Raw genomic sequence first — 12,612 nt, 5'->3', positions numbered from 1 at the left:
GACCGCCCGACATGACCGAACACGCGCCTATCACCCGCGCCCTTCTCTCTGTATCCGACAAAACCGGGCTCATTGATCTGGGTCGTGCCTTGGCCGAACGGGGGGTGGAGCTTCTGTCGACCGGCGGGACCGCCAAGGCGCTGCGCGAGGCGGGGCTCAGCGTTCGCGACGTGGCCGATGTGACAGGGTTTCCCGAGATGATGGACGGGCGTGTCAAGACGCTGCACCCGATGGTGCATGGCGGTCTGCTTGCCCTGCGCGACAACGCCGATCACGTGGCGGCGATGGAGGCGCATGGAATTGGGCCGATAGATCTGCTGGTGGTCAATCTCTACCCGTTCGAAGAAACCGTGGCGCGCGGCGGCGACTATGACGACTGTGTTGAGAATATCGATATAGGTGGCCCGGCGATGATCCGCGCGGCGGCCAAGAACCATGCGCATGTCACCGTGGTGGTCGATGTCGAGGATTACGGCAACGTGCTGGCCGATATGGATCAGCATGGCGGCGGCACCTGCCCGAAATTTCGCCGCAAGCTGGCGCAGACAGCCTATGCGCGCACGGCGGCCTATGACGCGGCAGTGAGCACATGGCTGGCAGAGGCCATCGGCGAGGCGACACCGCGCCGCAGGGCGGTGGCGGGCACGCTCGCGCAGACCTTGCGTTATGGCGAGAACCCGCATCAGGCGGCGGCCTTCTACACCGATGGCTCGGACCGGCCCGGCGTCGCCACCGCGCGGCAGGTGCAGGGCAAGGAACTGAGCTATAACAACATCAACGACACCGATGCAGCGTTTGAACTGGTCAGTGAATTCGCGCCCGAAGACGGCGCTGCCTGCGCGATCATCAAGCACGCCAACCCCTGCGGCGTGGCGCGCGCGGCAAGCCTTGTAGAGGCCTACAGGCAGGCCTTCGACTGCGACCGCACCAGTGCATTCGGGGGCATCATCGCGCTCAACCAGCCGCTTGACGGGGCCACGGCTGAAGAGATCGCCGGGATCTTCACCGAAGTGGTGATCGCGCCCGGGGCAGATGATGACGCATTGGGTATTTTTGCCAAGAAGAAAAACCTGCGGCTTCTCTTGACCGAGGGTCTTGCCGATCCGGCATCGGCTGGGCGCATGATCAAACAGGTGGCGGGCGGCTATCTGGTGCAGGACAAGGATACCGGGCGAATCGGCGCAGATGACCTGCGGGTCGTGACCAAGCGAGCGCCGACAGATCGCGAGATGTCGGACATGCTGTTTGCCTGGAAGGTCGCAAAACACGTCAAGTCCAACGCCATCGTCTATGTCAAGGACGGCGCCACGGTGGGCGTGGGCGCGGGCCAGATGAGCCGCGTCGACAGTTGCCGGATCGCAGCGCGCAAATCGCAGGACATGGCCGAAACTCTGGGGCTCAGTTCACCGCTGACCCAAGGTAGCGTGGTGGCATCGGATGCGTTCTTTCCCTTTGCCGATGGTCTCATGACAGCGGCCGAGGCGGGGGCCACGGCCGTCATCCATCCCGGTGGCTCGATGCGCGACGACGATGTGATCGCGGCGGCGGATGCGGCAGGTCTGGCGATGGTGCTCACCGGCATGCGTCATTTCCGGCACTGAGCGAGCGTATGCGCACTGTATTCTGGACAGCTTTTTGGGTCTTCCTGCTGGATCAGGCCTCGAAATACATCGTGGTTCACCTGATGGACCTGCGCACTCTTGGCGCGATCGATGTGTGGCCGCCTTTCATCAACCTGCGTATGGCCTGGAATTACGGCATCAATTTTGGCATTCTCGCGGGCGACGATCGGTTAACCCGGTGGGTGCTGATCGGAGTGGCCCTGGTGATTTCCGGGGCGGTCTTGTGGTGGGTGCACACCGATCCCGCCGGACGATGGCACCGATTCGCTGCCGGGTTGCTCGTCGGCGGTGCGCTCGGAAATGTGATCGACAGGCTGATCTATGGGGCGGTTGCAGATTTTCTGAACATGTCTTGCTGTGGGATCAACAACCCCTATGCGTTCAACATTGCCGACATCGCAGTATTCGTGGGTGCCTTCGGCATGGTTCTGCTACCGTCTGGCAAAAAGCCCTCGTGACCTTGGTCCCTGAATGCGGTAAGGCACTTGGCAAGTTACAGGAGAGTGGCGATGGCGATGCCGCGCAAGACAATTCTAGGCCTTCTGGTGGCGACCGTTCTGGCCGGTTGCGGCGGTCGTGACGATGTGACCCTGACCCGTATCCGGCAGAGCGGCAATGGCCCAGATGAATTCTCGATCATACCCGGCAAGCCTTTGCAAACACCCGAAGATTTCGCTAGGTTGCCGGCCCCCAACCCAGGCGGCGCGAACCTTACGGATCAAAATCCTCTCGGCGACGGCATCGCGGCGCTTGGCGGGAGCAGGACGGCGACCCAAGGTGCCGGAAACGCGGCGATCGTCAATCACGTCAATCGCTATGGCGAGACATCGGGCATCCGCCAAACCCTAGCCGCCGAAGACAAGGAACTGCGCCGCCAGCACGGCCGGGTCGACGTGCTCCGGTTTCTCCCGGGCGACGACTATACCCAAGCCTATCGCCGACACTGGCTCGACGCCCATCGCGAAGAGCGCAGGCTGCGCAATCGCGGCGTGCTCACCCCCGCAAGCCCGCCGCCGCCCACGCGATAGACAGGCGGTTGAAACGGCGCGGCCAAGGCGTATCTATAACACCAGATATACGACACCGACCGGAGACCTGCCAATGCGCGCCTACCTCGCCTGTCTTTCGCTGGTGCTAACCACGCTTATCGCACCCGCAACCCTTGCGTCGACCTCGGATCAGGTCACGACGTTCACGCTCGACAATGGCCTCGATGTCGTGGTCATCGAAGACCACCGCGCCCCTGTGGTGACCCAGATGCTCTGGTATCGCGCGGGATCAGCGGATGAACGACCGGGCGTCTCCGGCGTTGCGCACTTTCTGGAACACCTTCTGTTCAAAGGCACCAAGACGATGGAGCCGGGCGAATTCTCTTCCACCGTCGCGCGAAATGGTGGCTCGGACAATGCCTTTACGAGCTACGATTATACCGCCTATTTCCAACGCATCGCCGCCGATCGGTTGGAATTGGTCATGCGGATGGAAGCCGACCGGATGACCAATCTGCAATTGGATGAGGCAGATATCGCCACCGAGCGTGACGTGATAATCGAGGAACGCAACCAGCGCGTCGAGAACAGCCCCGGCGCTCTGTTTCGCGAGCAGAAAAGCGCCACGCAGTATCTCAATCACCGCTATGGCGTGCCGATCATCGGCTGGCGCCACGAGATGGAGGCGCTCGACCTTGACGCGGCGCTCGAATTCTACGGTGAATACTATGCCCCCAACAATGCAATCCTGATCGTCGCAGGCGATGTCATGCCCGACACAGTACGCGATCTGGCGCAAACCTACTATGGCAAGATCCCTGCCAATCCCGACCTGCCCGCGCGTGCGCGCCCGCAAGAACCACCGCAGCTGGCTGAACGCAGGCTGACCCTGCGCGATGCGCGCGTGTCGCAACCCTATGTCACGCGCTCCTACCTTGCGCCAGAACGCGACAGTGGCGCGCAGCAGGAGGCAGCCGCCCTTTCACTCTTGGCTGACATTCTGGGCGGTGGGCAAACATCGGTGCTTGCGGAAAAGCTGCAATTCGAAAACCAGACCGCCGTCCAAGTCGGAGCCTCGTATTCCGGCCTCTCACTCGATGACACGACCTTCAATCTCTATATCGTGCCCGCCCCCGGCGTCACATTAGAGCAGGCCGAGACGGCGATGGATGACGTGCTCACCGGTTTCCTCGAGACCGGCATCGACAGCGAACAGCTGGAGCGGATCAAGATGCAGGCCCGCGCCTCGGAAATTTATGCCCGTGACGATGCCAGCGGGCTGGCCAATCGATATGGCCGCGCACTCACCCAAGGCTTGACCGTCGAGGACGTGCAGGCCTGGCCCGACATCCTGCAAGCCACCACAGCCGATCAAATCATGGCCGCCGCACGCGAGGTTCTTGACCGTACGCACTCCGTGACGGGCTGGCTCATGGCCCCGGAGGTCACTCAATGATTCGCATCCTTCTCAGTCTCTTCCTCGTCTTTGCTGCCCTGCCTGCGCGAGCCGATGTAAGCGTTCAGGAGATGACCACACCCGGCGGGCTGGAGGCGTGGCTGGTCGAGGATCACTCGATTCCCTTCGTCGCACTCGAACTACGGTTTCGCGGCGGTGGCTCGCTTGATCCTGCGGGAAAGCGCGGCGCGACCAATCTCATGGTTGGCCTTCTCGAAGAAGGTGCAGGCGACATGGACGCCCAGGCATTTGCCCGCCAGACCGAGGCGCTGGCGGCTGATTTCAGGTACTCGGTCAATGATGATCGCGTGAGCGTGTCGGCACGTTTCCTCTCCGAGAATCGGGACGCGGCGATGGACCTTCTGCGCAAGAGCCTCGTGCAACCGCGCTTTGACCCGGACGCGATTGACCGAGTGCGCTCTCAGGTCACATCCATGATCCGTTCATCCCAAACCGACCCACGGGATCTGTTAGGCAAGGCGTTTGACCGTCTGGTTTATGGCGAACACCCATACGCCACCTCGCTGGATGGCACACTTGAGTCCGTTGAAGGTCTGACCCGCGAGGATATCGTGGCAGCCCATGCGGCGGCCCTTGCCCGTGACCGGCTCTACATCAGTGCCGTGGGCGACATCACCGAGGCCGAGCTGGCCACGCTTCTCGATGAATTGCTTGGCGACTTGCCCGCGACCGGCGCACCGTTGCCCGGGCCCGCCGATCCGAACTTGCCCGGCGGAGTCGAGGTCGTGGATTTTGCCACGCCACAATCCATTGCCGCCTTCGCACAGCCAGGCATCGACCGCGATCACCCCGATTTCTTTGCCGCCTACATCCTGAACCACATTCTGGGTGGCGGCGGTTTCGAGAGCAGGTTGATGACCGAAGTGCGAGAAAAGCGGGGGCTGACCTACGGCGTGTATTCGTACCTGTCGGACAAGGATGCCGCGCAACTCTGGAAAGGGTCGGTCGCATCCGCCAATGACAGAATTGCCGAAGCCATCGCCGTCATCCGCTCTGAATGGGAGCGTATCCGCACAGACGGTGTAACCAGTCAGGAGTTACAGGACGCCAAGACCTATCTGACCGGCGCTTATCCCCTGCAATTCGAAGGGAATGGCCCGATTGCCGACATCGCCGTGGGTATGCAGATGGAGGGTCTACCGACGGATTACATTGTCAACCGCAACGACAAGGTAAATGCCGTGACCCAAGAGCAGATCAATCGTGTTGCCAAAGAATTGCTGGATCCTGAGGCGCTGACCTTTGTCGTGGTGGGACAACCCGAAGGGCTGGACAGCACGGTGAACTGACGCGCTCAGCTTTTGCGCAACAAGCCGACGCGCCGCAAGGCCGTATCGAGGGGCGAAATATCTGCGATCTCAAGGCGGACAGGCACGGTCAACACCTTTCGGCGAAACTCGACCGGCAGGCGCACAGCATCTTTTTCCGTCGTCACCAGTTGTGCCCCGCGCATAAGTGCCTCGCGTTCCAGTCGCGAGAGCAATGCTTGGGTAAAGCGCTGATGGTCATCGAGCGCCTCACCACGCACCACCTCGGCACCGAGCCCCCGCAGTGTGGCAAAGAACTTGCCCGGGTGGCCGATCCCGGCAAACGCCAGCACCCGTGCGCCAGCCCAATCCATACCGGTCTGGAGCGGCTGCACCTCACCGCGCATATGCGGCAGGGTGAGACGCGCAGCCCAGGTATCAGCAAACGACTGCTGAGCGCCGCGCGGTCCGATCGAAAGCAGCAGATCGGCGCGCTCCAGACCGACATTTACAGGTTCACGCAGGGGGCCTGCGGGGATACACAGGCCATTGCCAAACCCACGCACCGCATCAACAACGACAATAGAGATATCCTGTTTCAGGTCAGGGTTCTGAAAGCCGTCATCCATCACGATGCAATCAAACGGGGGCAGGCCCTCGCGCACCTGTCCGAGCAATACCCGCGCACCTTCGCCCCGGTCCCGCGCGACCCATGTGGTGGCGAAGGCCGCAGCAAGCAACGGCTCATCCCCGACATCCGATGCGCTGTGCACCCGCGGATCGACCTCTACCGGTCCGCGCAATGCCCCGCCATGCCCCCGCGACAGGATTACCGGCTCCAGACCCATCCGTTGCAGATACGTGACCACGGCCAGCACTGTAGGCGTCTTGCCGGTGCCGCCCGCGTTTATATTGCCAACACAGATTACCGGTATAGGCGCGCGCCAGCCGCACCTCGACCTGAGGCGCCAGGCCGTTATCTTTGCGTAGAGCGCGCCAACGGGCGCAAGGAACCGGGCTATCAGACCGGGACGGTCAGGCGCGGTGAACCAGTGCTCCGGGGGTCTCATTTCTCGGCTTCCAGCCGATCAAGCCGGTCAAGCAGCATGTCGAGTATGCGATCCGTCACCGCCGCCCCGCGCGAGGCGACATCCCACGCCGCATGCGCCATCGCCGCAGCCTGATCCGGGGCGATCAACCGTTGAACGGCGGCGGTCAGGGTTTCGGCATCGCGCACGATCCGCGCCGCCCCGGCCTCTGCATAGTTGGAGTACCGATTGAGATAACGCCCCACATTCGGCCCATAGAGAATGGCCGATCCATGCGCAGCGGGCTCGTTCGGGTCACGCCCGTGCTGTCCCGAAACCAGCGAGGACCCCATGAACGTAACGGGTGCAAGGCGATACCAGAGCCCCATCTCGCCTCGGGTATCGGCAAGGATGATCTGTGTGGTCTCGCCCGGCAATCCCCCTTCCGACCAGATCGCCGTGCGCCAATCCTGCGCATCGAGAACGGCTTTGATCGCGTCCGTATCCTCCAGATCGTCAGGCACCAGGATAAGAAGACTTCGATGCGCCAGCCGACTGACCTCCCGGTGGCTCTCCAGAACGATCTCCAGCTCATCCAGGCGTATCATCGCAGCGAGCCAGAGCGGGCGACTGCGCAACAGCTCCGCCATCTCGTCGCGTTCGGCTGCGTTGAAAGGCAAGGTCATTGCCCCTTCCTGAAAGGCGCCCGTGACCGAAACGATACTCTCGGGCGCGCCAAATCGGCGCACCAGCCGTGCGGCACTCTCGGTGCGGGTCAGGATCTCGGAGAAAAGAGAGAAAACGGCGCGTGGTATATCCGGAAACCACCGCCAAACAGGGCGTTCAAGCCGCTCTTCATCGGCATCGACAAAATAGAGTGGTATGTTCTGTCGCGCCGCACATGTCAGTAGCGCCGGGCGCAAGTCTCCCCCGGTCCAGAGACAGATATCAGGCCGCCAGTGCGACAAGAAACTTTCGGCTGCCGGGACGTTGTCATCGGGCACGGATTGCCAAAGCACAGGCCCCTTGGATTTGATCCGCGCCGGGATCTCTCCCTTGGTGGTCAGCAGCACGCACAAACCCGGACGCTGTCCGACGAGCCGATCCGCCAAATGCACAAGAGTATCGGCGCGCCCGGCGTCTACGGCATGGACCCATATCAACGTCCCGTCGGGGCGCTCTTGCGCCGGGTCAGGACCGGGACGCCCCGCGCGCCGGGTATACGCGAGATACGCCGCAAGACTGAGAGAGCGGCTCATCGACCGTTCAACCGGCAGGTGCCTGGGCGTGTCTGAAGACGACGTGATCGTCGTCCAGCGCGGTGATCCCCTCGCTCTTTGCGCAACGCACCAATCAATCCGGCCCTGAAAACCTGATGCAGGCGTTGGCTCATTGTCCATTCCTCGGGGTCGTTTCGGGATAGTCGCACCCTATTGGATTGCACCCCGCCGTCAAGCGCAGGCGGGTAAAACACCTTGACCCGCGCATGCCAGCGGGGCACCCAGAAACAGTCGCAAAGGAAGCTCATTCATGTCCAAGCCATTTCTGATCCTGCAATTGCGCCCCGAGACCGAGGCCGCCGACAACGAATACGCCGCCATTCTGGACAAGGGGCGGCTGGCACCCGAGCACACCCGTCGCATTCGCCTCGACCAGCAGGACCTGCCCGCGGATTTGAAACTTGACGATTATGCCGGGGTCATCGTAGGCGGCGGGCCCGGCTGTGTCAGCGATGCGCCAGAGGACAAGACCGCGCAAGAGGCGCGCATCGAGGCACAGGTCATGGCAATGATGCCGCAGATCACAACGCGGGATTTCCCGTTTCTAGGCTGCTGCTATGGGATCGGCATTCTAGGGCAACATCTGCACGGCGATGTCAGCAAGCGCGCCCATGGCGAGCCGGTCGGCACGACCGCCTGCCAGGTGACAGACGCGGGCCGGACCGACCTCCTTCTGGAAGGCGTACCCGACCGATTCGACGCTTTTGTCGGGCACAAGGAAGCATTGCAGGCTCTCCCTCAGGACTGCACCCACCTGATCGAGTCGCCAGCCTGTCCGTTCCAGATGGTTCGACACGGCGCGCATGTCTACGCAACGCAATTCCATCCCGAGGCCGACGCCGCCGGATTCGAGACCCGCATCCGGATTTATCGCCACAAAGGCTATTTTGCCCCGGAAACCGCCAGTGATCTGATCGCCACCTGCCGCGCAGCCGATGTCCACGCCCCCGAGCGCATCCTCAGAAACTTTGTCGCGCGCTACGGCAGTTGAGCCGCGCACCGTTGGCAGCGCTTTATGTGAGTATTTCCGGAACGGCGAAGCCGCAAGGGCGGGATCAGTGGGCCCCGCGTCCGGCATCCGCATGGCCGAGCGACTGTGCCAGCGCTGCACAAGCAGACGGCAGCAAACTGTCAGGCTCGAACGAGACGACCTGCACGCCCATCGCTTCGAGCGCGTCTGCATGACCCGCCGCGCAGGCGGATTCAGCGACAAGGCTGACGCTCTGACCCAGCCAATAGGGCCGGGCCGCCGCAAGTTCTGCCCCGAGCAGATAACCACTGAGCGCAGCCGCGTCGCCACTGACCTGGGCGGTGCGCAAATGCGCCGCGAGACGCTCGGGCCGGCTTAGACTGTCCGACAGGGCTCTTGGGCAGGGCGGCAACCCGCCACCGAGAATGCCCCTCAATTTCGGTGTCAGAAAACTTTGGCAACTCACCGCCTCGGCGGCACTGATCTGGACCCAATGACTGAGATCTCGACCGATGATCCACGCCACGCCGTCCCAATCCGGGCGCTGTCGCACAAGCCCGATCAGCAACAAGCGAACCCAGCCGTCGAGCAGATCGGGTGGGCTGGTTTGCGACAACCCGGGCAAACCTTGGCTCGGCCCGGGCAGCAGGGCCGCCGGCAAATCAACCGATCGGCCCTCGCCGATGCGGTAACGGGCTTCGGGCACTGGGTCGAGCCGGGATACGGCCGTGTTGGTATCGGGCCCGCGCGCCTCGTGCACAATGGTCGAACCGCGCAGTGACATCGCGCGCGCCTCCTGCCCGTCATGACCGATAACGGCCCAGACCGTCATCGTGCGCGTTGCAGTTGAGCGACCAGGCCCGACATATCGTATCCTGCGTCGGAAGTGGCACGCAATACCTCGTCTCCGCCCAGATCCTCGAACTTGGTGAGGCTCCAGAGCATGGTGCAGCGGGTACCGGTCCGGCAGTAGGCAAGGATGGGCTTGGGCAACTCTTCGAGCGCATTTCGAAACGCATCGGCGTCGACCTGGGTCAAATGTCCGGAGACCACCGGAACAAAGCGCACAGTGAGCCCCGCCGCAGCGGCAGCCTCGGCGACCGCATCATATGGTGGCTGGCCGTATTCCTCATCATCAGGTCGGTTGCAAAGAACCGCGCGAAACCCCGCCTCGGCGATTCCTGGAATATCCGCAGCCTCAATCTGCGGCGAAACCGTGAAGTCTTGACTGATCTTGCGCAGGTCCATCGGCCTCTCCTTGATGCTTGGGCCATCATATGCGCAAAATATCGACCAAGTTCAATGGCGGGTATCACCGCCTGTGGCAGAAGCGCACGCGTCATTCGGCCGCCCGGCAAGACTGGAAGATTCGTGCATGACGGATCGGAAATGGCAAAATTTTGGCGCATTCGGGTCGCGAATTCGAGAAAACAGGGAAAAACGAAAAAGATACCTCTGGTAGAGTGGTTCATCAGGTCTCGCGCATCGGACCTGCACATTCAACAGTAAGGGAGATCTCATTATGTCTGGAAAATTCGTCGTCGGCTACGACGGCAGCGTGTCAGCCCGGCGCGCATTGGAATTCGCGGTGGACCGCGCGCGCGCGCAGAACGGCACAATCGTTCTGACCCATGTGCTCGAATGGTCGCCCTATTCTTTCCTCACACCCACGGAACTCGAAGAGCGCCACAAACGCCGCAAAGAAGAGCTCACACGTGCCGAAGAGGCGATCATGACAACGGTCGTGGCCGAACTCAAGGATGCGGGCATGACGGTGGAAACCGAGATCCGCTATGGCAACACCCCCGAAATTCTGGGCCGTGTCGCGAAAGAGCATAACGCCGTACAGATCATCATCGGGCGGGACGGGCAATCGGCGATTGGCGCGCGGGTCTTTGGATCCGTTGCGGGGGCGCTTGTCCAGACTGCGCCGGTGCCCTGCACCATCGTGCCGTGATGCAAAAACAAGAACAGGGATGAAACATATGAATCGCAACGTATTTTCCGCGGCCCTCGCCGCGGCGGGGCTGGCGCTGACGAGCGTTCCTGCCTTCGCCCAAGAGCAGGCGGCCTCGCTTGACGACAAGGTCAACCAGATTTTCGCCAATTCCACCGGCTGGTTCGTCAGCCTGATCTTCTCCAACTTTCCGGGCACCACATTCCCCTGGATCGTGGCCTGGCTAGTGATCGGTGCCACAGTCTTCACGCTCTATTTCGGCTTTATCCAATTTCGCGCCGTGGGCCATGCCATCTCGCTCGTGAAGGGCGACTATTCCGACCCCAACGATGCGGGCGAGGTCAGCCATTTCCAGGCGCTTGCCACCGCCCTGTCGGGCACCGTGGGCCTCGGCAATATCGCCGGTGTCGCGGTGGCCATCGGCATTGGCGGTCCGGGGGCCACGTTCTGGATGATCCTTGCCGCGCTGATGGGCATGGCATCGAAATTCACCGAATGCACACTGGGCGTCAAATACCGCAACGAATACCCTGACGGGCGCGTCTCGGGCGGGCCGATGTATTACCTCTCCAAGGGCTTTGCCGAGCGCGGGCTGCCGGGGGGCAAGATCCTCGCCGTCCTGTTCTCGATCTTCTGCATCCTCGGCGCGCTTGGCGGCGGCAACATGTTCCAGGCCAACCAGGCCCATCAACAGATCAGTGGTGTTGTCGGCGATTATCCCGGCTGGATCACCGGTATCGTCTTTGCGGCCATCGTCTTTGCGGTGATCGTCGGCGGGATCAAGTCAATCGCGCGGGTGACAGAAAAGGTCGTGCCGTTCATGGGAGTTCTCTACGTCGGCACAGCGCTGCTTATCATCATGATGAATTATCACCTCGTCGGCTGGGCCATCGGTCAGATCTTTGCCGGTGCCTTCACGGGCCTGGGCGTTGCGGGCGGCATGGTTGGCGCGCTGATCCAGGGCTTCAAGCGGGCGGCGTTCTCCAACGAGGCCGGGGTCGGCTCTGCGGCCATCGCGCACTCGGCGGTCAAGACCAAGGAGCCGATCACCGAAGGTCTGGTCTCGCTGCTGGAGCCTTTCATCGACACGGTCGTGGTTTGCACCATGACCGCGCTGGTGATCATCATCACTCAGCAACTGGTAATGGATCCCGAAACCGGACGCTACCTGCTCAACGAGGCTGGCACCGCCGTCAAGACCGTTGGCGACACCTCGGGCGTGGGCCTGACCTCAGCGGCCTTCGGCAGCAAGATCAGCTGGTTCCCCTATATCCTGGCGCTCGCCGTGGTGCTGTTTGCCTTCTCGACGATGATCACCTGGTCTTACTACGGCCTAAAGGCGTGGACCTACCTCTTTGGCGAGGGCGAGACCAAGGAACTGGTATTCAAGGTCATCTTCTGCATCTTCGTGGTTATCGGAGCTGCAGCACAGCTCGGCCCGGTGATCGACTTCTCGGATGCGGCGATCTTTGCCATGGCGGTTGTGAACATTATCGGCCTCTACTTCCTGATGCCGATTGTCAAGCGCGAGCTCAACAGCTACATGAGCCGCCTGAAATCGGGTGAAATCAAGAAGTTCGAATAAACTCGCACGTCTTGAGAACACGCGAAGGGGCCACCGGCAATCCGGTGGCCCCTTTCATTTCCATACAGAACACTTAGCTTTACTCAGTAAACCGACGCAAAAGGAGGACGCGATATGGACAAAGAGACCTATCAGAAGAAACTGCAAGCCCAGCTCGATCAGTGGAAAGCCGAGATCGACAAGCTACAGGCCCAATCCCAGGAAGCCTCCGCCGACATGCAGGCCAAGTATCACGAGCAAATCAAGGACCTGCGCGAAAGGCGTGGTGAGATGGAGGCCGAGTATGACAAGATACAGGCCGCCAGCGCCGAGGCATGGAAGGATTTCAAGACCGGTGCCGATCAGGCATGGGACAACATGTCGAACGCCATGAAATCGGCGTGGAGCCGATTTGGCTGAGCCTTCGAAGGCTCAGCGCACAAGCGCTTTTCAAAGCGCTCGTGCCAAGCCGTTTGAA

General features: G+C 61.8%; 13 protein-coding genes. 9 read left to right on the top strand and 4 right to left on the bottom strand.

Features of this window, described 5'->3' with window-relative positions:
* Window positions 1-11 precede the first annotated feature (11 nt).
* From purH to Q0X85_RS11950, 5 genes are all read left to right on the top strand, one after another.
* Window positions 12-1,601, top strand: a complete 1,590-nt coding sequence (purH, locus tag Q0X85_RS11970) for a bifunctional phosphoribosylaminoimidazolecarboxamide formyltransferase/IMP cyclohydrolase (RefSeq protein ID WP_297772230.1) — start codon at window positions 12-14, stop codon at window positions 1,599-1,601.
* 8 nt (window positions 1,602-1,609) lie between these two features.
* Window positions 1,610-2,080 (top strand): signal peptidase II, encoded by a 471-nt coding sequence (gene lspA, locus Q0X85_RS11965; RefSeq protein WP_297772228.1) that lies wholly within the window; start codon window positions 1,610-1,612, stop codon window positions 2,078-2,080.
* Window positions 2,081-2,131: 51 nt separating this feature from the next.
* Window positions 2,132-2,650 (top strand): DUF3035 domain-containing protein, encoded by a 519-nt coding sequence (locus Q0X85_RS11960; RefSeq protein WP_297772227.1) that lies wholly within the window; start codon window positions 2,132-2,134, stop codon window positions 2,648-2,650.
* A 73-nt stretch (window positions 2,651-2,723) separates the two neighbouring features.
* Window positions 2,724-4,067 (top strand): pitrilysin family protein, encoded by a 1,344-nt coding sequence (locus tag Q0X85_RS11955; RefSeq protein WP_297772226.1) that lies wholly within the window; start codon window positions 2,724-2,726, stop codon window positions 4,065-4,067.
* Entirely contained in the window at window positions 4,064-5,377 is a 1,314-nt protein-coding gene (locus Q0X85_RS11950; RefSeq protein WP_297772225.1) for a pitrilysin family protein, read from the top strand. Before Q0X85_RS11955 ends, Q0X85_RS11950 begins: the two co-directional genes overlap by 4 nt.
* A gap of 5 nt (window positions 5,378-5,382) precedes the next feature.
* Here Q0X85_RS11950 and lpxK read toward each other — a convergent pair whose 3' ends face one another.
* Together lpxK and Q0X85_RS11940 are read right to left on the bottom strand one after the other, a co-directional pair.
* Window positions 5,383-6,405, bottom strand: coding sequence for a tetraacyldisaccharide 4'-kinase (lpxK, locus tag Q0X85_RS11945; RefSeq protein WP_297772224.1), 1,023 nt, complete (start codon window positions 6,403-6,405; stop codon window positions 5,383-5,385).
* Window positions 6,402-7,622 (bottom strand): glycosyltransferase N-terminal domain-containing protein, encoded by a 1,221-nt coding sequence (locus Q0X85_RS11940; protein WP_297772223.1) that lies wholly within the window; start codon window positions 7,620-7,622, stop codon window positions 6,402-6,404. Before Q0X85_RS11940 ends, lpxK begins: the two co-directional genes overlap by 4 nt.
* Before the next feature lie 271 nt (window positions 7,623-7,893).
* Here Q0X85_RS11940 and Q0X85_RS11935 point away from each other — a divergent pair, with 271 nt between their 5' ends.
* On the top strand, window positions 7,894-8,634 hold the full coding sequence (locus tag Q0X85_RS11935; protein ID WP_297772222.1) for a glutamine amidotransferase: 741 nt from the start codon (window positions 7,894-7,896) through the stop codon (window positions 8,632-8,634).
* A 64-nt stretch (window positions 8,635-8,698) separates the two neighbouring features.
* Here Q0X85_RS11935 and Q0X85_RS11930 read toward each other — a convergent pair whose 3' ends face one another.
* Both Q0X85_RS11930 and Q0X85_RS11925 read right to left on the bottom strand, forming a co-directional pair.
* Window positions 8,699-9,445, bottom strand: a complete 747-nt coding sequence (locus Q0X85_RS11930) for a 2-dehydro-3-deoxygalactonokinase (protein ID WP_297772221.1) — start codon at window positions 9,443-9,445, stop codon at window positions 8,699-8,701.
* Window positions 9,442-9,861 (bottom strand): TIGR01244 family sulfur transferase, encoded by a 420-nt coding sequence (locus Q0X85_RS11925; RefSeq protein ID WP_297772220.1) that lies wholly within the window; start codon window positions 9,859-9,861, stop codon window positions 9,442-9,444. Before Q0X85_RS11925 ends, Q0X85_RS11930 begins: the two co-directional genes overlap by 4 nt.
* A 274-nt stretch (window positions 9,862-10,135) precedes the next feature.
* Between Q0X85_RS11925 and Q0X85_RS11920 the strand changes: the two genes are divergently transcribed.
* From Q0X85_RS11920 to Q0X85_RS11910, 3 genes are all read left to right on the top strand, one after another.
* A complete protein-coding gene (locus Q0X85_RS11920) occupies window positions 10,136-10,570 on the top strand; it encodes a universal stress protein (RefSeq protein WP_297772219.1) in 435 nt (144 codons plus the stop codon).
* A 28-nt stretch (window positions 10,571-10,598) separates the two neighbouring features.
* Window positions 10,599-12,155: an alanine/glycine:cation symporter family protein gene (locus Q0X85_RS11915; RefSeq protein WP_297772218.1), complete on the top strand. Its 1,557-nt coding sequence runs from the start codon at window positions 10,599-10,601 to the stop codon at window positions 12,153-12,155.
* A 114-nt stretch (window positions 12,156-12,269) separates the two neighbouring features.
* Window positions 12,270-12,554 (top strand): hypothetical protein, encoded by a 285-nt coding sequence (locus Q0X85_RS11910; RefSeq protein WP_297772217.1) that lies wholly within the window; start codon window positions 12,270-12,272, stop codon window positions 12,552-12,554.
* The last annotated feature ends 58 nt before the right edge of the window (window positions 12,555-12,612 follow it).

The sequence above is a fragment of the uncultured Roseovarius sp. genome (assembly GCF_947259555.1).
In the GTDB taxonomy this organism is placed as follows: domain Bacteria; phylum Pseudomonadota; class Alphaproteobacteria; order Rhodobacterales; family Rhodobacteraceae; genus Roseovarius.
This window is presented reverse-complemented; position numbering and strand designations above follow the sequence as displayed.